At 48.1% G+C, this 22,026-nt stretch carries 15 protein-coding genes; 4 read left to right on the forward strand and 11 right to left on the reverse strand.

Annotated features, from left to right (window positions below; translation table 11 throughout):
* Positions 1 to 3: 3 nt before the first annotated feature.
* From folC to fabB, 7 genes are all read right to left on the reverse strand, one after another.
* Positions 4 to 1,287, reverse strand: a complete 1,284-nt coding sequence (gene folC / locus LG272_RS10200) for a bifunctional tetrahydrofolate synthase/dihydrofolate synthase (protein WP_404408333.1) — start codon at positions 1,285 to 1,287, stop codon at positions 4 to 6.
* Positions 1,288 to 1,290: 3 nt separating this feature from the next.
* A complete protein-coding gene (accD, locus tag LG272_RS10205) occupies positions 1,291 to 2,154 on the reverse strand; it encodes an acetyl-CoA carboxylase, carboxyltransferase subunit beta (protein ID WP_126759209.1) in 864 nt (287 codons plus the stop codon).
* 99 nt (positions 2,155 to 2,253) lie between these two features.
* On the reverse strand, positions 2,254 to 3,051 hold the full coding sequence (truA, locus tag LG272_RS10210) for a tRNA pseudouridine(38-40) synthase TruA (RefSeq protein WP_126759210.1): 798 nt from the start codon (positions 3,049 to 3,051) through the stop codon (positions 2,254 to 2,256).
* A complete protein-coding gene (locus tag LG272_RS10215; protein ID WP_404408336.1) occupies positions 3,051 to 5,192 on the reverse strand; it encodes a FimV/HubP family polar landmark protein in 2,142 nt (713 codons plus the stop codon). The genes truA and LG272_RS10215 overlap by 1 nt, the downstream gene beginning before the upstream one ends.
* Positions 5,193 to 5,255: 63 nt before the next feature.
* Positions 5,256 to 6,272 (reverse strand): aspartate-semialdehyde dehydrogenase, encoded by a 1,017-nt coding sequence (locus tag LG272_RS10220; protein ID WP_126759212.1) that lies wholly within the window; start codon positions 6,270 to 6,272, stop codon positions 5,256 to 5,258.
* Positions 6,272 to 7,483 carry a 4-phosphoerythronate dehydrogenase gene (locus LG272_RS10225; RefSeq protein ID WP_404408338.1) on the reverse strand — a complete coding sequence of 404 codons (1,212 nt, stop codon included), beginning with the start codon at positions 7,481 to 7,483 and terminating at the stop codon, positions 6,272 to 6,274. Before LG272_RS10225 ends, LG272_RS10220 begins: the two co-directional genes overlap by 1 nt.
* Before the next feature lie 109 nt (positions 7,484 to 7,592).
* Positions 7,593 to 8,804 carry a beta-ketoacyl-ACP synthase I gene (gene fabB / locus LG272_RS10230; RefSeq protein WP_126759214.1) on the reverse strand — a complete coding sequence of 404 codons (1,212 nt, stop codon included), beginning with the start codon at positions 8,802 to 8,804 and terminating at the stop codon, positions 7,593 to 7,595.
* Between the two features lie 133 nt (positions 8,805 to 8,937).
* Between fabB and mnmC the strand changes: the two genes are divergently transcribed.
* Positions 8,938 to 10,824: a bifunctional tRNA (5-methylaminomethyl-2-thiouridine)(34)-methyltransferase MnmD/FAD-dependent 5-carboxymethylaminomethyl-2-thiouridine(34) oxidoreductase MnmC gene (gene mnmC, locus LG272_RS10235; RefSeq protein WP_404408340.1), complete on the forward strand. Its 1,887-nt coding sequence runs from the start codon at positions 8,938 to 8,940 to the stop codon at positions 10,822 to 10,824.
* On the opposite strand, the gene LG272_RS10240 is transcribed toward mnmC, so the two are convergent.
* On the reverse strand, positions 10,781 to 11,068 hold the full coding sequence (locus LG272_RS10240; RefSeq protein ID WP_126759216.1) for a YfcL family protein: 288 nt from the start codon (positions 11,066 to 11,068) through the stop codon (positions 10,781 to 10,783). The genes mnmC and LG272_RS10240 overlap by 44 nt on opposite strands.
* A gap of 130 nt (positions 11,069 to 11,198) precedes the next feature.
* Here LG272_RS10240 and fldB point away from each other — a divergent pair, with 130 nt between their 5' ends.
* Positions 11,199 to 11,732: a flavodoxin FldB gene (fldB, locus tag LG272_RS10245; RefSeq protein WP_404408342.1), complete on the forward strand. Its 534-nt coding sequence runs from the start codon at positions 11,199 to 11,201 to the stop codon at positions 11,730 to 11,732.
* Here the strand turns inward: fldB and LG272_RS10250 are convergent.
* Entirely contained in the window at positions 11,707 to 12,192 is a 486-nt protein-coding gene (locus LG272_RS10250; RefSeq protein ID WP_404408344.1) for an HIT domain-containing protein, read from the reverse strand. The two genes, fldB and LG272_RS10250, sit on opposite strands and share 26 nt — an antisense overlap.
* A 43-nt stretch (positions 12,193 to 12,235) precedes the next feature.
* Here LG272_RS10250 and LG272_RS10255 point away from each other — a divergent pair, with 43 nt between their 5' ends.
* Positions 12,236 to 14,611, forward strand: a complete 2,376-nt coding sequence (locus tag LG272_RS10255) for a zinc-dependent metalloprotease (RefSeq protein WP_404408346.1) — start codon at positions 12,236 to 12,238, stop codon at positions 14,609 to 14,611.
* 79 nt (positions 14,612 to 14,690) lie between these two features.
* Here the strand turns inward: LG272_RS10255 and LG272_RS10260 are convergent, their stop codons facing one another.
* The gene (locus tag LG272_RS10260; RefSeq protein ID WP_404408348.1) at positions 14,691 to 17,636 is read right to left on the reverse strand and encodes a TonB-dependent receptor domain-containing protein; all 2,946 of its coding nucleotides are present in this window, start codon (positions 17,634 to 17,636) and stop codon (positions 14,691 to 14,693) included.
* 208 nt (positions 17,637 to 17,844) lie between these two features.
* Entirely contained in the window at positions 17,845 to 19,473 is a 1,629-nt protein-coding gene (locus tag LG272_RS10265) for a M28 family metallopeptidase (RefSeq protein ID WP_404408350.1), read from the reverse strand.
* 150 nt (positions 19,474 to 19,623) lie between these two features.
* Between LG272_RS10265 and LG272_RS10270 the strand changes: the two genes are divergently transcribed.
* On the forward strand, positions 19,624 to 21,792 hold the full coding sequence (locus tag LG272_RS10270) for a TonB-dependent receptor domain-containing protein (RefSeq protein ID WP_404408352.1): 2,169 nt from the start codon (positions 19,624 to 19,626) through the stop codon (positions 21,790 to 21,792).
* The last annotated feature ends 234 nt before the right edge of the window (positions 21,793 to 22,026 follow it).

The raw sequence follows: 22,026 nt of genomic DNA on the forward strand, positions 1-22,026 counted from the left end.
GAACTACTCCGTTGTTGGAATTTTCCCTACAGTGTAAAACGAGCCGCATACCAATACCAGCGGTTGTGACGATTGCTTGGATAAAGCATCGTGATGCGCTTTTTCGTAAGCCGCCAAAACACTATCAAAACATTCGGTGTTGGTCGCATCACTTGGTGCCTGCTCTAATAGTTGCGCTGCGGTTGCACCGCGAGGTTCCGACAAACTAGCAAAGTACCAGCGTGATACAGCCGGCTGCAAAGCGGCTAATGTACCAGCAATATCTTTATCATGAAGCATGCCCACCACAGCAACAACCTCACGCTGCGGATATCGACTCAGTAACGCTTGCACTAAATAATTCGCGGCATGTGGATTATGTGCCACATCGAGTAGCGTATCGACTCTGCTTTTGCCATCACCAGCTAAAAACTGCAATCGCCCCGGCTCGCGAGCTTGGCTTAAACCTTCACGAATGGCTTTGTCAGATACCGGTAATTTACTGGCAGCGAGCGCAGCAATAGTTGTTGCGGCATTCGGTAGCGGTAATTGCGGCAATGGCAGCTCTTGCAAGAAATTATTGTCATCGCGGAATTGCCACGTTGAAACACCAGTCATGCGATAGTGAAAATCTTTACCGACGCGTCGAAGATCAACCGCTTGTGCTAACGCTGCATTCGCGACCACTTCAGGAAAATCAGGTTCGCCAACAATTGCCGGACGTTGCGGTCGAAATATACCGGCCTTCTCGCGAGCAATGCCGGTGCGGTCATCACCAAGAAAACCAATGTGATCAATACCGACACTCGTTAACAGCGCAACATCGGCGTCGATAATGTTAACCGCATCTAACCGTCCGCCTAGCCCAACCTCAAGAATCCAAGCATCTAACTCGCGCTGTTTCATTAACCACAGTGCGGCTAAAGTGCCGAATTCAAAATAGGTGAGTGATATGTCTCCGCGCGCTTCGTCGATTGCTGCGAAAGCTGCAACATGTTCGTTTTCAGCAAGTTGCTCGGCATTAATACGTACACGTTCAGCATAGTGGTGTAGGTGCGGCGAAATATAGACACCTGTACTGTAGCCAGCACAACGCAGAATAGTTTCTAGATAACGAACTGTTGAGCCCTTGCCGTTTGTACCGGCAACAGTAAATACCTGCGCATTCGTTGAGGTGAGATCAAGCCGTTCAGCAACCGCTTTGACACGCTCAAGTCCCATATCAATAGCACTTGGATGCAGTTGCTCTAAATAACTCAGCCAGGCATTAAGCCCGGCTGAAGAGGAAGGTTTAACTGGGGTAGTCATCGCTTAATATTCGTCAGCAACGGCCGGTAGGTGCTGAAATTTTGCCAATAAGGCAGCAATTCGATTACGCATCTGACGGCGATCCACAATCATATCTACAGCGCCATGATCAACAAGGAATTCGGCGCGCTGGAAACCTTCAGGAAGAGTTTCACGTACGGTCTGCTCAATCACTCGCGGGCCAGCAAAACCAATCAAAGCTTTCGGTTCAGCGATATTGATATCGCCCAACATAGCCAAACTTGCTGATACACCACCCATTGTTGGGTCGGTAAGAACTGAGATGAACGGGAGACCTTCTTCGCTCATACGTGCTAATGCCGCCGATGTCTTTGCCATTTGCATCAAAGACAACAACGCCTCTTGCATGCGAGCACCGCCTGATGCTGAAAAACAAATCAGTGGAATACGCTCACGCAGGCAAACTTCTGCCGCTTTAACAAAACGCGCACCAACAACGGATGCCATCGAACCGCCCATAAACTCAAATTCAAAAGCCACGGCAACAACCGGCATACCCTTTAAGCGGCCTTTTTGTGCCACTAGCGCATCTTTCTCACCGGTTGCTTTCTGAGCCGCCGCGATACGATCTTTATATTTTTTCGAATCACGGAATTTGAGCACGTCTTTTGGCTCGAGTTCTGCACCGATCTCTTCGCCCTTGCCGTCATCTAAAAAGTTCGCCAAACGCACTCGCGCAGATACGCGCATGTGATGGTCACACTTTGGACAGACGTTCAAGCTGCGCTCTAAATCAGCACTATAGAGAATAGCATCGCAACTCGTACACTTCGCCCACACTCCTTCCGGAATGTTGCGGCGTTTGTTGCTTTTCGGTTTTGCAAGAATTCGCTCTATCCAGCTCATAATATTCCGTTGTTAACTTGTTCAGTCAGGTGGCGTAATTGCCAGTAAATACGCTCTATTAAAGCATATTCTATGAAATCAGTTTAGCAAAAAGTGGTCTTATAAGTCAGGTAACCAAAGCGGACCGGGTGGTAATTGCGGAAGATCAAACTCTTGCGGATAGTCCACTTGTACCAAATATAATCCCTCGGCTTTCGCAGTTGCTGCAGCTTGTGTTCTATCACGCCCTGCCAATAAGGTTGCAAGCCAAGACGATGGCTGCTCGCCTTTGCCAACCTCAAGCAAACTACCAACAATGTTGCGTACCATATGATGCAAGAACGCATTGGCAGCAATATCAACCACAATGAAATCACCATAGCGACGCACATCAATTCGTGTCACGCAGCGATTTGGCGAGTGCGACTGGCACTGAGCGGCTCGAAACGCACTAAAATCATGCTCACCGATAAGGTGTTGTGCCGCTTCGTGCATACGTTCAGCGTCAAGTGGCTGATGATAATGACTTAAGCCTCGACCGAGGATACCCGGACGCATTTTTTGATTCGCAATAATGTATCGGTAGCGTCGACCGGTCGCGCTGAAACGCGCATTAAACGATTCAGGTACCTCGCGCGCCCAACGCACCGCTACAGAATCGGGGAGGTTGCTATTCACGCCCATGGTCCAAGCAGGCATCGCCCGCTCAAACTGACAATCGAAGTGCACCACCTGCCCCGTTGCATGAACACCGGCATCGGTGCGCCCTGCGCAGGTAACTTCTACCGGATGGTTGGCAACTTTGCTTAAAGCGCGCTCTAAGACTTCTTGAACACAGACAACTTCTCGCTGTCGTTGCCACCCAAAATACCGACTCCCGTCGTATTCAATACCAAGCGCAATGCGCGTACTACTCATTAATGACCCTGTTCTTCAATTTTCTGTAATAACATTGCCGCTTCGCGTTTTGCATCTTCGTCATCAGTCTGCGCCACTTTTTCAAGTTCTGTTCGCGCCAACTCATACTCATCCATTTCTAAATAAGCGCGAGCAAGATCGATCATACCCGATGGCGTTTCCTCGTTATCATCGACTTGACCCGATTCACGCTCAAACCGTGGGCTATCAAAATCAGAATCTGCTGATTCTGCTTCTTCAAGCAGAGCATCAATCTCCAAGAATGCGGTATCATCCGAAGCGTCGTCTTCAGCGTCTGGTTTGGTGGCCTCTTCCGTCGTCAAAGCTTCGAGGTCGATATCGTTTAAATCAACATCTTCAAACTGCTCAAGCTCAACCTCTAAGTCAGTCACCGGTGCTTCGTCGACAGCTGGAGCTACTGGTTCGTCTGCTGCAGATTCTGCATCATCGATGTGAAAATCTAAACTCATTTCGTCATCGTCAGAACTTTCTGATTCCACCGGTTTAGCTTCAACTTTAGGCTCGTCTTTTGGTTCGATTTCTGTATCAAACTCTAGCGACAAATCATCTTCGTCTAACTCCGGCTGCGACTGTTCTACTGACTCAACTTCACGCTCAACCTCTACTTCAGCGGTTGGTTCAACCTCAACGTCTGCAGTGTCTAAATCCTCATCCGTTGTGGTTGCTGTTTCTTCCGTATCGAAACTAGAGGCCAATAAGGTATCCAAATCAGCTTCATCATCAACGGTTTCGTCTATGCGTTCAAATTCATCTTCATTGCTATCAAGCGCTGATAAATCATCCTCAAGACTATCCTCGGCTGCAGCTTCTTGAGCGACAACGTCGTCTTCTGCATCATCGATACGCTCAAACTCAGGCATATCAGCAGCTTCTTCAGCCAAAGCGGCCTGCTCAGCTTCTTCATAGGCACTTAGTTTTTCTTCCTTGCCACCCTGCTCTTGCTGTTCTTGTTCAGCGGCTTGCATAGCGCCGTTATACGGGCCCAGTGTTTCGCGGTTTAAGCGACGCACGTACAGCACATACCAAATGATGGCTGCGAGTAGCAATGGAATGAGAATTGCCAGTGTTAATTGGAACGGCTGCATCAACCAATCCAAGAACTCTTCGTACTCAGATTGCTGTTTACGTTTAACAGGCTTTGGTTGAGCTGCTTTTGGTTCGGCTTTGTTCGGTTCGCTGGCTTGTGTTTCTGTTGCTTGTGATTGCGTTGGCTGTTGCGCGGTCGAACGATCTGCGCTTGCCGCCTCAGGCTCAGATGAACTTTCTTCAGTTGCCGCTGATTGCTCGGCGGAGGCTGAAGGTTCTTCTGGCTGTTGCGTTTGTGGCGATACCTCAGCTGTTTCACCGGCCTCAATTTTCGTCGCAACAATCTCTGCTGCAATTTGCTCTTGCAATTCATCTTCAGCAACTTGCTCAGCATCAACCCTGAGACGAAGCTGTTCTAACTCTGCATTCACCGAATCAAGACGTTGTTGTAACGCACTATTTTCAGCATTTAATTGTTCAATCAATGAAATCGATTCAGCCAGTTGAGTACGCAACTGCGTCAGCTCAGCAACATCAAATTCGACACTCGAACCGTCTGCAGCATCTCGACCAGGAGAGCGATCGGAGCTACCAGATGCTGTCTCCGTTACAACTGGGCTATCCGTATCTGCCTCAGATTTGTCGGCGTCAACAACATCTGTTGTATCGTTCGGATCCGTTTCAGGAATATCACTTGTCGTGACCTTCGGCGATTCCGTTGTCGCTGCTGCGGCGCTACTTTCGATGTCTGCTGCGCGAGCACGCTGTGCTATTTCGGGAATCTTCAGATAATAGCCATCCATCATTCGGTCAGCACGACCGTTGATAAACGCTTCAGGGTTGAGTTCAATGAATAAATCCATCATTTCATAGACTGACAGATCAGTCTTATCGCCATAATACATGGCGATTGACCACAACGTGTCAGACGAAACAATTGGACCGAACCGATCAGGCTGCCATCGAGACGTGGCCTGACCTTGCAGCATCGCCGCTGCACTTGTATTCACAAAGCTCGCGTCAGCAGTAACCACTGCCGACGAGCCGAGTGCCAGTGCTATACCGGCCGCCAGTGCCAAGCTATTCCGTTTCATTGAGCTGGTTCCCTCTTTTGTAATCGTTGTAATTATCGGTACCGCATTGAAAGATGGATAGTTTTACATATAGTCGCGAATTAAGTGTTCTGCAATCTGAATACTGTTTGTCGCGGCGCCTTTACGCACATTATCAGCTACAACCCACAAGTTTAATCCTTGTGGATGAGAGATATCGTTGCGCACGCGTCCTACAAAAACTTCATCGTGTCCGGCAGCGTTACCTATTTGTGTCGGAAAATCATCGTTATTGTCAAACAAGACAACACCTGGTGCGTGACGCAGCAATTCCTTTGCCTGCACTGCATCAATCGGTTGTAGCGTTTCAATATGTATCGCCTCTGCATGACCAAAAAATACTGGCACACGCACAGCCGTTGCATTCACCCGAATGCTCTCATCGCCAAAGATCTTTTGTGTTTCCCACACCATTTTCATTTCTTCTTTGGTGTAGTCATTATCTAAAAACACATCAATCTGTGGAATACAGTTGAAGGCGATTTGACGACTAAATCGCTCAACTTCAACTGGGCGTCCATTCAATAGCGCGGCGGTTTGTTGCGCCAACTCATCCATCGCTTCTTTGCCTGCTCCTGAGGTCGACTGATAGGTCGCAACGTTGATGCGATCAATACCAACCGCATCGTGAATTGGCTTCAATGCAACTAACATTTGAATCGTTGAACAATTCGGATTAGCGATGATATTGCGATTGCGGAAATCCGCTAACGCATGCGCGTTGACTTCTGGCACAACTAGCGGGATATCCGGTTCGTAACGAAACTCGGAGGTATTATCGATAACCACACAGCCTGCATCGGCCGCTTTTGGCGCGTAGATACGCGAAATATTGCCACCGGCAGAGAAGAACCCAAGCTCGACTTGGCTCCAGTCAAACGTATCGGCATCTTCTACCGTGATTTCTTCGCCACGGAACGTAACCGTTGAGCCGGCAGAGCGGCTACTTGCTAATGGAAACAATTGGGCGACCGGAAAATCCCGCGCTTCAAGAATTTCAATCATATGCTGGCCAACCAATCCGGTCGCGCCAAGTACAGCTACGTTAAATGCTCGTGACATTACTGCTCCTGCTTTTGTATGTGTGAAAATGTGAGCTGCTGTAAACGATTCTGCCACTCACGTTGCGCTAGCCAACGCCCACCAACTACGATGCCCTGTGATAACTCTGCTCGCGCCGAATAATGACGCCGTAGAGCATCAAACGCGGCCGGTTCTGGGGTCGCCTGACGCAATAAATTATCGTCGATGCGTATATCATAAATGTCACGCACCCAAGATGCTAGCATTTGCCATGTTGGCCTTGCGTCTGTCTGCCAGCGATATTCCCGAACGGCTTCTGGCCAAGGCTTTAATAAACGCCGCAATGATGGCAGTTGTAATGCTAAATCAGGCTGTTTGAGAAAGCCCGCTAACTCCGCAAACAAGCGCAATGTACCACCCACTTTACCAGCAACACTATGGCCTGCAATATGCGCAGTGGCATAGCGAAGCCAAGGCAATAAATCAGCCGCTATTTGAGGTTCGTTTTCCCACACATCCAGCACAACATGCAACCGTTGGTTACGCTGTTTTGCTGATCGTAATGCCTGCTCAGCAACAACGGCACCGCGACTCGCATTAATTAAAATGCAATCATCAGTAAGTGTAGCGATACTTTTATCAGAAAATAAATGATAGGTCGGATACTCACCGTTTTTCGTCAACGGTACATGGCAGCTAATGACTTTGCTCGCTAGCACTCGCTGCCAATCAGCATGTACATCGGCTTCAGTTGGGTGCATGCCAGCTTGCAATAATGGCGGGTCGTAAAAATGAACGTTTAGACCAAGTCCGCGCAGTCGTTGGCCCGCAGCTCGCCCAGTATGGCCAGCACCAATAATTGCCACGTCACCAGCGGGTAAAGCTCCCTGTTCTAACGCAATATTACTAATGGCGCTGGCGACATAATCGCCTACCGCATTGGCGTTCACACCTGGCGTAGAAACAAAAGCGACGCCTGCATACCGACACGCGTCTGCATCAACATGCTCGGTACCGATAGTTGCTGTGCCCACCCACTTTAAACGTGGCGCATGACGTAATAGTTCAGCATCCACTCGAGTGATTGAGCGAATCATTAACAAATCGGCACTCGCAAGTTGCTCAGGTGTAGGTTGACGGCCGTGAAAGGTACTCAACGTAAACGGGATGCCCTGCTCACGAAGCGCATCAGAAAACGTCTCAGCGAGTTGGGCAACCAGCGGCATCGAAGCATCGGCCAAAAGGTGCATCAATCAAACCTTGTCAGATAACGATGGATGAATTGTTAAAGAGCATACAACAAAAAGGTGCGCATTTGCGCACCTTTTTACCACCGTATGCATGATGAAGATGTTAATTTTATTGATATTTACGCAAAACTAACGTTGCGTTAGTTCCACCGAAACCAAAACTGTTCGACATCACTGTGGTTAACTCAGCTTTTTGCGGTTCACGAACAATGTTCATGCCCTCTGCCGCTGGGTCTAAGTTTTCGATGTTAATGGATGGTGCGACGAAGCCATGTTGTAACATCAGCAATGAGTAAATTGCTTCATGTACGCCTGCTGCACCTAACGCGTGACCGGTCATCGCCTTGGTTGCACTGATATACGGCGCCTGGTCACCAAAAACTTCGCGAATGGCTTCAAGCTCTTTGGTGTCACCGACGGGTGTTGAGGTACCGTGAGTATTCAGGTAGTCAATTGGCGTGTCGACAGTATCCATCGCCATCTTCATACAACGCACTGCACCTTCACCTGATGGTGCAACCATGTCATAACCATCTGACGTGGCGCCATAGCCAACAATTTCAGCATAAATATGAGCACCGCGGGCTAAGGCAGTTTCTAGCTCTTCAATGACCAAAATACCGCCACCACCGGCTGGCACGAAGCCATCACGATCCACATCGTAAGTACGCGATGCTTTGCTTGGCGTTTCATTGTATTTGGTTGACAGCGCACCCATAGCATCGAACTCCATCCCAAGAGTCCAATGCAATTCTTCGCCACCACCGGCGAACACGCGGTCTTGCTTACCAAACTGAATCAACTCTAATGCGTGGCCGATACAATGTGCAGATGTTGCGCAGGCTGAACTAATTGAATAGTTCACACCTTTTATTTGAAATGGCGTCGCCAAACATGCGGAAGTTGTTGAAGCCATGCAACGCGGAACCATATATGGGCCCACTCGTTTCACGCCTTTTTCACGCATAATGTCAGCGGCCGCAACTTGATGCTCGCCGGACGCACCGCCTGAACCTACCACAAGACCGGTGCGCGGGTTAGAAACCTGCTCGTTGGTCAAACCGGCATCTTCAATCGCTTGCGCCATTGCCATATAAGCATAAGCGGCTGAATCGCCCATAAAGCGAAGTGCTTTACGATCAATGTGGTCGGCTGGATTGGCACGAACTGGTCCCCATACCTGACACCGTAATCCCATGTCGGCAAATTCTTGAGAAAATTCGATGCCCGAGCGTCCTTGTTGTAACGACTCCAACACCTCTTGTTTGTTCACGCCGATACTGGACACAATGCCCATACCGGTAATCACTGCTCTTCTCATTCTATTATCCTGTCTTGCTGAGCGCTGCTGTATGGTAGCTCACTTCTTGAAAAAAGTGGTCTGCTTTCCGCCTTTTTACCTAAATATTGTTACACTATGACGCATGTTTCATTGACTGCAGTAGGTAAGTTCCGTGAGTCATCAATTCAACAAACGTTCAATCAGTGAGCAACCTGCCACTGCTACGGTTACTTTTAACCATTTAGGCGTCCCTGTTTCCACTGAATTTGATGATATTTATTTTAACAATGAAAACGGATTAGCCGAAAGCCGTTACGTGTTTCTTCAGCATAACGATCTCCCAACACGCTGGCAAACCTCTTTGCACAGTACCTTCACCGTTGCCGAAACCGGATTTGGTACTGGATTGAACTTTCTCGCCTGTTGGCAGTTGTTTCAACAAACGGCGCCCGCTAATCAGCGGCTACATTTTATTTCATTTGAAAAGTACCCTCTGGTTAAGGCCGATCTTGAACGGGCGCTCAGTGCTTTTCCTGAGCTCGCGGCGTTCGCTCAAGCGTTACTCGATGCCTATCCCGCAGCGCAAACTGGATGTCACCGCCTGCAGTTTGATAATAACCGAGTGATTATCGATTTGTGGCTTGGTGATATTCATGAGCAATTGCCGAATTGGCTTCCGAACGCTGAAAACACCGTTGACGCTTGGTTTCTCGATGGTTTCGCGCCTGATAAGAACCCACAAATGTGGCAGGCCAATGTTTATCAAGCCATGGCCAAAAGCTGTCGACCTTCAGGTACTTTTGCCACTTTTACAGCAGCAGGTGCTGTTCGTCGTGGTTTGCAAGAAGCCGGTTTTGCGGTCACTAAGGCCAAGGGTTTTGGGCGCAAACGCGAAATGCTTCGTGGCCTAATTCATAAAGAAACAACCATTACACCGCGACCGCCCGAAACAGTAACGATTGTAGGCGGTGGTATTGCCGCGGCGTGCCTTGCCTGGTCATTTACCCAACGCGGCTACCCCGTTCACTTGCTTACTCAAGGCATCGCCGATGGTGCCTCTGGCAACGCTCAGGGGGCGGTGTATCCGCTGTTACATGCAGAACTCAGTCCGTTAAGTCAGTTTTACGTGAGTGCGTTTGACCATGCGCGGCAGTTTTATCAAAGCAATTGTCCGAATTTATGGCATGCAACCGGTGTGATTCAGCTTGCCTTTAATGCCATTCGTGAACAGCGCCAGCAAAAAATTGCTGACAGCGGTTGCTATGCGCCCGACCTGGTCAGGTCACTGACTGCGGCAGAAACACAACAAGTTTGGGAGTTCTTACCTGCACTGCCGGCATTATTTTATCCAAATTCAGGTTGGGTGCCGCCGCAACGCTTAGTTCAACAAATATTGCAGAACTGTGGAGAGCGCCTTGCCATTACAGAAGTTTCCGAAATCACGGAACTCCAACAGACGGCTAGTAACACTTGGCGACTGGACGCAAGCTCCGGAAAGCGTTATGAAGCCAGCACTTTAATTGTTGCCGCAGGAGCAAATACCTCAACGCTACTAGCCCAATGGCAGATAGAAACACAGAATGTACGCGGCCAAGTAACGCAAGTTGCGGCAACCGAAGTAAGCGCTAGTTGTCCGATAGTTGTGTGCTACAAAGGTTATTTCACGCCAGCTGAGAATCACAACGGCGAGTTAACTCATTGTGTAGGTGCTACCTACAACCGTGAATTTAAGCAAGAGAGTTACCAAAACATTGAACCGGCTGACACTGAAGAAAACTTACTAACGCTTCAAGATAATCTTGCACAAGCTTGGACACTTCCGCTAAACGCAGTCAACAACCGTGCCTCATTGCGCAATACCACGCGAGACCATTTACCGGCTTGCGGCTGGTTAACAGATAATTTAGGAGTAGTAAGTGGCCTTGGTTCACGCGGCTTTACCAGTGCTCCGCTGTGCGCTGAATTGTTAGTTAGCCAGTGGCTTGGGGAACCCCAACCACTGGCTGATGCGCTAATTAAGCGACTTGCGCCGCAACGGCTTCAAGTCGATTCAGCATAGCCTGAATATGTGCCATATCGGCCGGCGCCAGCTCGTGTTTTGCCTGTTCAACAGAGGCTTGCACGCTCGGTAGTACAGCATCGGCACTGGCATGATCATTCAGTTCGAGTTGCGCAACGACCAAGTCAAAATGACCGCGCAAATAGCCGCTAGCAAACAGCTCATCATCAGTGCCCGTGGCGACGACCTCGTCAAATACTTGCTCAAGTGATTGAACGTAGTCGTTAAATGCTGCCGATGCCATAAAATATCCCCTAGTTACACTCGATTGGCTCAATGAATTCGATGCGCAAGCATACCATATTAGCGGTAATTTCTGATACACTACCTACCTCATTTATTCCTCGAACTCATCAATGATTAGGCGACAAGACATGGCTTTACGCATTGGTTTATTTTACGGCTCAACCACGTGTTTTACTGAAATTGCAGCAGAGAAAATTCAAGCTCAGTTTGCGCCGGGTGAGATCGAGTTATTCAATATTAAAGATGTACCTTTGCGTGACGCCGAGCAATTTGATGTGATTATTTTTGGCCTTTCAACTTGGGATTTCGGTGAAATTCAAGAAGATTGGGAAAGTCATTGGAGTGATATTGCGGATTTACAGCTGAACGGCAAAATTGTTGCTTTGTTCGGAATGGGTGATCAGGTCGGTTATACCGATTGGTTTCAAGATGCGCTTGGTATGTTGCATGATGAATTGGCGGCAAATCCTGGCACACAAGGCTGCATTCGCATCGGTTTCTGGCCAAATCAAGGGTATGACTTTGCCGCTTCAAAAGCATTGACTGCCGATGGCGAGTTTTTTGTTGGTTTAGCGCTCGACGAAGACAGTCAATATGAATACAGCGAAGAGCGCATACAACAGTGGTGTGCGCAGCTCAAAGAAGAGCTTGCCAGCGTTTAACTTCTGTCGTTTTGGTCGCGTCGTCAAAGCGCTTGGCGGCTGAATGTCCCCACACGGGTCCAGGCCACGCTGGATCTTGCGCATGGCGCATCACCAAATGCACGTGCAACTGACTGACAACATTACCGAGCGCACCAATATTTAGCTTTTGCCCCGTACCAAACTCTTTTAATAACAACGAAACTTGCTGTACTTCAACCGCCAATTGCTGCTGTTGTAGCTCTGATAAATCGGTAAACTCAACGCTATCAGGTACTCTCGGTATTAACATCAACCAATCGTAACGCTGATCATCAAACCGCCGAACATCGCACAGCGGCCAGCGTGCCAATAAGAAACTATCTGCTTCTAGGCGAGAATCTAACGTGAATTTGTCACCGTCAACCGCGTTCAATGCATTCGCTACGTTACTTTGCACAGCGAGTTTGTTATAACGGTTTTTTGAGGTTGTGTTTTGCATCCAATAATCCATAAATCAGTTATTAAAACGGTGAGCCAAAATCATGCTACGCATTGTTTTATTTACGTTTTTACTTATAACCACAAGTTTTTCGACTGTCACTTTTGCAAATTCAAAAACTCAGTCAACAGCTTCAGCTGTCACCCAGTTTACCGCTGAGATGCGTGTACATGAAGGCTTTTTCACCTTTTATCACGATCAAGAGCAGGGCAAAATTTACTTGCTCGTGCCACAACAACATCAGCCGTTTATTTATCAAACGAGCTTACCGTGGGGCCTAGGCTCAAACGATATTGGCCTAGATCGCGGTCAACTTGGCGCAACGAGGCTCGCTAGCTTCTATATCGAAGGTGATAAAGTACTGTTGATGCAGCACAACACTCAGTTTCGTGCGAATAGCGACAATCAAGCAGAGCGTCAAAGTATCAACGAAGCGTTCGCCGATTCAGTCATTGCGGGCTTTAGCGTGGTCGCGCGCGATGAAAATCATGTGTTAATTGATTACACACCGTTTTTATTGAGCGACACCCATGGTGTAGTAAAACGTTTGCGAGATACCAAGCAAGGTAGCTATAAACTCAGCACCGAGAAATCGGTGATTTATCCAGCGCGTAGCAAATCGTTTGCCGACAACACCGAACTCGAAGCAAAAATTACGTTTAGTGGTGAAGGTACCGGACAATACGTGCGCAGTGTTGCCGCCGATGCCGACCACTTAACCATGCATTTGCACCATTCGTTCATTCGTTTGCCCGATTCTCAATACCAGCCGCGTGAATTTCACCCACAAAGTGGTTTTTGGTCGGAAGCACACCGCGATTATGCCGCTCCACTCGGTGCACCAACCACAGTACAGTACATTCCACGCCACCGCGTCAGTAAAGACGAACCCATTATTTACTACCTCGATCCAGGTGTCCCTGAACCAGTTCGAACTGCCTTGCTAGAAGGCGGTCGGTGGTGGGCTGAAGCCTTTGCTGCCATTGATTTACCCAATGGTTTCCAAGTACGCGAATTGCCTGCCGACGCAGACCCAATGGATGTTCGTTATAACGTGATACAGTGGGTACATCGCGCTACTCGTGGTTGGTCCTATGGTGCCTCGGTGATCGATCCGCGTACCGGCGAAATTCTCAAAGGACACGTAACTTTAGGTTCGCTTCGTGTTCGTCAAGATATGCTAATTGCGCAAGGTTTATTAGCGCCTTTTGCAGCCGACAATGCCGAGCAGCAAACGCAAATTAAAAAGAAAATTGAAGAAATGGCTTTAGCCCGAATTCGTCAACTTTCAGCACACGAAATTGGTCATACCCTTGGGATTGCACACAACTTCGCTGCAAGTGCCGATGATCGCGCCTCAGTGATGGACTACCCGCACCCATTGATCAGCATTGATACCCAAACCGGCGGTTTAACCTTGGCCGATGCATACACCGAAGGCGTTGGCTTATGGGATATGCAAGTGATTGCTTACGGCTACGGTAAGGGCGACCCTGCCACAGTTTTAGAGCAGAATCGTCGTCTCGGCTTAAGTTTCATTTCAGACCGAGATGCTCGCGCTGCCGGTGGTGCGCATCCAGATGCCCACTTATGGGATAATGGCAGTGATGCAGTTACCGAACTCGAGCGCGTATTGGCAGTGCGTGAAACCGCGCTGAAGCAGTTCGGTTTAGGTAATCTTGCTGATGGCCGCCCGCTCAGTGAGTTACAGAATCTGCTAGTACCAATGTATCTGTTACATCGTTATCAAGCCGAAGCGGCGGTGAAGATGATCGCCGGTCTGCACTATGACTACGCCGTAAAAGGTGAGGGTGATATTGATATTCGCTCGGTTAACGCGTCACAACAGTTGCGCGCAATTCGAGTGTTGAGTAAGACATTACGTGCAGAAACTCTTGCATTGCCAGAGCATATCATCAGCTTGCTTGCACCACCGTCCTATGGTGAAGGTAATGATCGTGAGCGTTTTAACGGCTTGACTGGTCTCGTTTCAGATCCTGACACCATGGCCGCAAGCTCTGCACGATTTGTGTTGAACTTGATGCTGAATTCGCAACGTCTCGAGCGATTACAGCAACAACACAGCCGCAATAAAGCCATTCCTGACGTCACCGCTCTTCTTAATCAAGTTGCTGAAGCCGCGATAACGCCTGCCTATGAAGCTAATGCGTCAACACTTGAACAACGTTTAGCTTATGAGGTTCTCGATGCGGTTGTATCGACTTATGGTCACGATAAAGTAAGTGCTTCGGTGAAAGCGCCTATATTTAGCTTTTTACAACGTCAACTAGAACGCTGGCAACAGGCTCCGAATTCTGCTCATCGTAATTACGCTGTGTATGCATTGGAACAATGGTTTGCTGGTAAACCATGGCCGCTCAAGCCGGCGCCTGAATTACCGCCAGGCTCTCCTATTTAAACGCCGAGCTAACGCCGACAAGAACAAAAAACGCCAGCATCATGCTGGCGTTTTTATTATGAACGAATGGCTATATCGCTTAGAACGAGTAACCAACATTCAAGAACAACTGGCGACCCAGTTGATCGTACTGCGAGTACAACATGGCATTACCAACGGTGTAAGCAGCTGATGGGCTACCCATCGGAGGCTTCTTATCAAACACATTTGTCATACCTAAAGTAACATCAACATTGTTGTCGAAACTTTTGTTGACTGACGCTGTGTGATAAACCGTGGTCGGTGCTTCAGCAATGAAGGTTACCGGTGTACCACGATACGTTGTCTCATTGCCGTTTGCGAAACGATCGTAATCGTTTACTTTACCGACGTAACGAGCAGCCCAGGTATATGACCAGCTATCACGCTCAAGTGATACGGTTAATGAACCCGAGTGGCGTGGGTTACCTAAACGACCAACGTATTGAATTGGCGCACTATCTTCAAATTGACGATAAGTACGTTCAATTTGAACGGTGTGGTCAAGACGTACACGCAAGAAACCGGCATCAGTTTCATCCTGATAGCTCACGACAGTATCAATACCACGAACTTTCTGGCTAGCAACGTTCACGTAGCCGCCATACACTTCGTCGATACCCCAGTTGCCTGATTCGCTACCGTCGTTACGAGTAAAGCGATCGCAGAATGGTTCATTTTCGAAGTTTTCAGAGGTATAGCACAGGTTCAGAATCTGGACGCCTGACAAATCGTCAACTTGGTTATCGATTTGAACATTGTAGTAGTCAACCGAGGTTGCCCACACGCCTTCAGGGCTCGACCAAACAAAACCGATACCTTCAGAAACAGAGGTTTCTGCACGTAATGTGCCAGCGCCGCCGCCAGTGTATGCTGTACCTGAACCGAAGTCCTGAGCATAATCACCTGGAATGCCATCTGCTTGACAGTTCGCCAGTACAGTTGGGTTGATGGTGCCGTCTTGTTCACGCTGTGCCCAGTTCCAGCAAGGATCGCTACGCTGATCGAAGAATGCTGATTGGTCACCGAGGTACAATTCGAACAAGGCTGGCGAACGGAACGATGTACCGCGCGACGCACGAACTCGGAAGCTATCGGTAATCGCCCAGTTCACGCCTAATTTAAAGGTGGTATCGTTACCGTAGGTGTTTACGTCAGTCCAGCGCGCAGAACCCGTTACATCCAAGTTGTAAATACCTGGTAGGTCACGGAGTACTGGTACTTGAACTTCACCGTAGGCAGCTACTGTGGTTTGACGACCAGCAGTAATACCGGCGCTACTCATACCCCATGAGTTTTTCGCTAAGGTAGCTTCCCCTGGAGTATCAACGATTTCATCGGTTTGGTAAGCCATACCAACAGCTGTTGCAACAGTACCTGCAGGCAAGTCGAACAAGTCACCGGTAATATAAGCATCAACAGTGTCTTGCTTATAGATTGTTTTACCGTGGTCTACGCCAAACAAGAAGTCGCGCGTGCCTTGATCAAAGTTTCCGCGTAAGTATTCTGGGTCGAAGAAATCAACCGCATAGCATTCACGCTGTGAAATTGGCGAGAGTTCACCTTCACACGGATCACCCCAAATTGCATTTGCAGCCATTTCCAAAGCATCTTGATAGATGATTTTGGTCGCATAAGTACCGCTGCTTAAGCTGCGCTGCCAAGAGACGTCCCAGTTCCAAAAACCAATGGAACCTTCAAGGCCCAAAACGCCGCGAGTATAATCGATGGTGGTGGTGCTACCTGAATGGTCGGTTACCGCAGTTGGATCAAGGGCAACATAACCATCCCAACCTTCAACTAAACCATACCAAGCTGGGATGAACGGTTCCCAGAATTGGCGATAGCTGTTGATTTTAGTTTCACGACGGCTATGCAAGAACTCTGAGTAAAAACGTACGGTGTCGGTCAAATCATAATCAGCCTGACCATACAGTGACCACGCTTCAGTGCGTGGAATCATGCTTTCTAAGTCTTGGAATGGGTGATCAGCGTCTGACCAACCATCGCTTACTTTATCGTAGCCAACTGGGAACCAGCCCTCAGGAACCGCAATATCACCTGGGTTTTGCGGATCATAGGTTGGTAAACCAGCTGCAGTTTTTGAGCCATCATAATCGTAGTTTTGAATTAGCGAGATATAGTCTTCTGCGCCGTAATCCCACATCCACATACCGTATGGCAAATCGTTACAGTGGTAATCGCCCGTACGCGGATCGATTGGATCAGCACGTTCGCCGGTTTCTTGGTCAAAATACATGCGCTGACCACAGGCAAAATGGTCACGATCGCCGCGTGCGAGTTCTTGTTGTACTCGGTAATCAGCAACTAAACGTACCGAACCTTTGCTATACGCACGACCAATCGTACCGTTCAAACGGTAGTTCTCGCCGCCCGATTCCATTGGCTGGTTAGCACTAACGTTGAACGATGAGTCATCACCTTTTTTGGTAATGATGTTGATAACACCTGCAACCGCATCAGAGCCATACAAAGATGAAGCGCCATCTTTCAGGATTTCAACACGTTCAACCGCAGATACTGGAATCGAGTTCATATCGAACGCTGCAACCTGACCACGCGTTCCAGCAGGTCCTGCACGACGACCATTCAACAATACCAAGGTACGGTTGGCTCCAAGACCGCGCATTGAAATCGATTCGTTACCAGCACCACCTTCCGTCACGCTGCCAACCGACATTGCAGAAGTTAACTGGTTTGAACCAGATGCAACGGTTGACGTACGCAACAATTCACCTAACGTGCCTAACCCCTGCTCGACTGCAATTTCTGTTGAAATCACTTCAAGTGGCGAATCATTATCTAAACCATCAGAACGAATACGCGAACCGACAACGGTAATGCGCTCTGCACGCTCTTCCGTGTCGATATTTTCTTCCGCATCAGTTACGTCTTGTGCCATCGCGCCTGTTGAAAACAGCGTTGAAGCAGCGCCAAACACTAGCGCAAGACGTACCGATTTGGCGATACGACTATTTTTCATCATCTCTCCAGATAAAGTCTTAGTTATTTTTTGTTGTAAGAGCTTCGCTGCTCTTACCAAATCTCCCGCTCTTTCGAGCAAAAGGCGAAGCAAACTACCAAGACGAGGGAAAAGGACAATGAAAATTAGTTGTTTTGCGGGATATATCCGATAAAAAAAAGGCGTCGCTCAAAAAAGCAACGCCCCTGCTCACTTTATAATCAGCCGTTTTTTAATCAAGCTGCGAGAAGAAACTCTCTGGTAACCAGCGAGGACGTTCCACTTGATTCGCTATTTCTTGACCAATTGCAAAGTTAATATTGGTGAAAGTAACACCGGCTTCATAATTAATTGGTAAGTCTGGTTGATCACTTGGACGGTGATAATGCTCAGCAAAGAATTCACCCCAAACTTCACCGCCATCTTCACCTTCCGTTTTAGAAGTGAATCCGGTCATCAAAAATACGGCAGGTACACCTTTTTTCACAAATGGATAGTGATCTGAACGGGTGAAAATCGCCTGTTCTGGCATTGGGTCTTCGCTCAAATCAATACCGAATTGACCAGCAGCTCGCGCAACCGTATCACCAAGAGTCGAATGCGTTGAGCCAAACGCAATCACATCAGCGAAGTCATACAGTAATACCGGCATATCAAGGTTGACGTTTGCCACAATCTGACTCAACGGCACGGTTGGGTGGTGTGCGAAATAATCAGCGCCGAGCAGACCGCGTTCCTCGGCAGTAATTGATAAAAACATAATGGAGCGCTTCGGCTGCTGACCGCTCTCTTTAAACATACGCGCTGTTTCGAGCATCACCGATACACCTGAAGCATTATCCATGGCGCCGTTATTGATGTGATCGTCTTGGCTTAAATCTTTGGTCATGCCAATGTGATCTGAGTGAGCGGTATATAGCACATATTCATTTTTTAATTTGTCGTCGCTGCCAGGTAATACGGCGGCTACATTAGGGCTGCTTATTTCTTCGTGACGCGATGCACGTTGCAATCGGGCACTTACGCCTAAATCAAATCCTTTTGGCGATTCACCTGCTTCCAGCTGGGCAAAAATTTCTTCAAGCTGAACTGGCGCGTTTACGAATAATTTTTCAGCAGCTTCATGCTGAACATAGGCTGATGCAGCGATATTCTTAAACGCAACGTTAGGTTCACCGTTTGGATGTAACCAACGAACGCTTGGTGCACGCTGATACATCACGCTAACTTCGAACGGACGCACCTTCTCACGAGCCGGCGTATGCAAATTAATGATGCCAACCGCTCCGCGCTCTGCCGCGAACTTTGTTTTGCTACTATTTAAATGAGCGCCCTCTTCGCTAGGAAGCTCTTCCGGACGGCCACTCACCATAACCACAATCTTGCCTTCAACATCAAGACCTTCGTAGTCATTAATACCAAAAGCTTCTGAAACCAATCCGTAACCTACGAAAACTAATGGCGCTTCAACGTCATCTTCTTCACTGTATGCACTGGGGCCAGTAATAAATTCTTTCGGATAATCGAGACTGATTTCGTCTTCACCGGTGTTCAAAGTGAACGACGCACTGTTTTCTTCAAGAAAACTGCGGCGAAATTTAATGCGCTGAAAGTATGTTCCGTCATCGCCAGCAGGTTCCAAACCTAAGCTTTTAAACTTAGCAGCAATGTACTTCGCCGCAATCTCATGGCCACGGCTTCCGGTGTCGCGCCCCTCAAGATCATCGCTGGCCAAAAATTCAAGATGCGCTTGTAATGCCAAAGCGTCAGCACTAACTGCTTCATTCGATGGAGATTCATCGGCACAAGCCGAGAGGCTCAGTGCTACCGCAATAGCACCGATATAAGAAAAAAATCGCATAGTTAACGTCCAATTATTGTCATTATTAAAAGGTCTCCGAGAGTGTAACCAACCTCTGCACCGCATACTAGCGCTTGCGAGAAGATAAAACTTGATGTAGTGTTATATTATAACATTACAACACAAGCAGTTTATCGGAGATTTCAACCCATGGTATCGCAGTTTCGTAAAAGCCCATTGGCAATATTCGTAACAAGTTTTGTCAGTTTGACGGCAAGCGCGTCTTTATCAGCGCAACAGACTGAGCAAGAAGCTCATGAGCACGAAGATACGGAAGTGATTGTTGTTACCGCCAGCCCGTTAAATAGAACAGCTTTAGAATCAGCACAACCGATCTCGGTGATGGCAGGCGATGAGTTGCGTGAACAGCACGCACATACGCTCGGTGAAACGCTAGCGCAGGAGCCAGGTGTCAATGCGACGCATTTTGCTGGGGTCGCCAGTAGCCCAATTATCCGCGGATTAGACGGCCCGCGCGTTAAAATAACGCAAAATGGCCTTGATAGCGGCGATGTTTCGCGCGGCTCGCCTGATCACGCAGTAACAACTGAAACGTCAGTTGCTGAACAAATTGAAATTTTCCGCGGTCCCGCAACGCTTCTCTATGGTTCTGGTGCGATTGGCGGAGTAGTCAACGTAGTTGATAATCGTATTGCTCAAGAATTAACCGGCGGAGCGCAAGGGTTCTATGGAACCAAATTTGATAGCGCGAGCAACTTGCGCGAAGGCACCGTTGGCTTTACCGGTGACCATAAAAATACAGTATGGCACTTTGATGCCTTCAAACGCCGTAGCGATGACTACCAAGTACCAGAGTTTACCAATGATGAAGGTGAAACTACTGACGAAATTGAAAACAGTTTTATCGATGCCCAAGGTGCCAATATCGGTGTGAGCTATATTTTCGATAGTGGTTATTTAGGAGCATCCTACGGTCGCTTAGAACAACAATATGGTATTCCCGGCCACGCTCATGGCGAGGATGAACACAGCGAAGATGAACCTGCAGGTGCCGATGAGCATACTGAAGCAGGTCCTTATGCTGACATGTGGCAAAATCGTATTCAAGTTCACGGCGGTTGGGTAAATCCTTTCAACTCAATTGAACGTGTTGAGTTGCGTTATGGCTTTACTGACTACCAACACCAAGAAATTGAAGATGGCGCACCAAGTACTACGTTTACTAATAATCAGCATGAACTGCGATTAACCGCAAATCATGAAGCCCTTTATGGCTGGGAGGGCGCCTTTGGTTATCATTATTTCGACCAAGAACAAGAAGCTTTTGGCGAAGAGGCCTATACGCCAAACTCCTCTACCACTAAACACGGACTATTTTGGTTACTCGAACGCAAGTTCGATAATCTAAATTGGCAGCTCGGAGCGCGCGTAGAAGACGTCGATGTAAACGATTACTCGTTTACGCCGATATCTGCATCAGTTGGTTTTACCTACCCATTGGTTGAGGGTATGCAGCTATCAACGAATCTAAGCCATGCGCAACGTGCACCTTCAGCAAACGAATTGCTTTCCAATGGCGCTCATTTGGCCACACAAACGTACGAAATTGGTCTCGCCTATGCGGTGCATGAAGAAGCTGAACATGTTTATCACATCGAACCAGCTGAAGTCGCACCAGAAGTTGAAATGTCAAACAACATCGATGTCGGAATCCATCTGGATTACAACAAATTCCACATGGACTGGAATGTGTTTTATAACCGCGTAAATGACTTCGTATATGGCGCGTTTACAAACATTAATAGCGTTGACCTTGAATTGGAAGACGAGCATGGCGACGCACACGGCGACGAAGGTGAACTAGGTGGCGAACACGACCACGACCACGACCACGACGACGGCCTCCCGGTCATTAGTTACGTGCAGCGCGATGTCGATCTCTATGGTTATGAGTTGAGCACGCGATATGAGTTTAACGATCAGTGGCAATTACACGGATTCAGCGATTACGTTAGAGCCAAAGTTCGTGATGGCGGCGAAAACTTACCGCGTATTCCTTCTCAACGCATTGGTGCAGAACTTCGATATTCTGCCGACCGTTGGGAAACCAAACTTGGCTACACTTGGTATAACAAACAAACTTATGTCGCGGCCCTTGAAGAACAAACGGCAAGCTTTGGCTTGTTGAATGCACAGTTTAACTGGTTCCCACAAGCACTCGCTAAGCAAAATATTAGCGTTTATGTTAAAGCTGATAACCTCACGGATGAACTCGGCTACGTGCATTCTTCATTCTTAAAAGAGGATGCACCAATGCGCGGTCGTAACTTTAGTATTGGTATACGAGGTGAATTCTAGCGCACTCACCGTGCGCTTTATCGCACTGTAACAAGTATTGCGCCTAGCTTTGATAAACTGTCATTGTTGATTCAATAATCAGGGCTAGGTCGCAATGCGTTGTACTCGTGTAATACAATCTTTATTCATTCTCTGCACGTTCGTTAGTGTTGCAATAGGCGCAAAGCCACTCCCGCAAAATGCGATACAACAAATTGAACCACTCTCAATTGAGAGGATATTCTCAGCACCCAA

It is taken from the genome of Pseudidiomarina marina (assembly GCF_044807045.1).
GTDB classification, from domain to species: domain Bacteria; phylum Pseudomonadota; class Gammaproteobacteria; order Enterobacterales; family Alteromonadaceae; genus Pseudidiomarina; species Pseudidiomarina marina.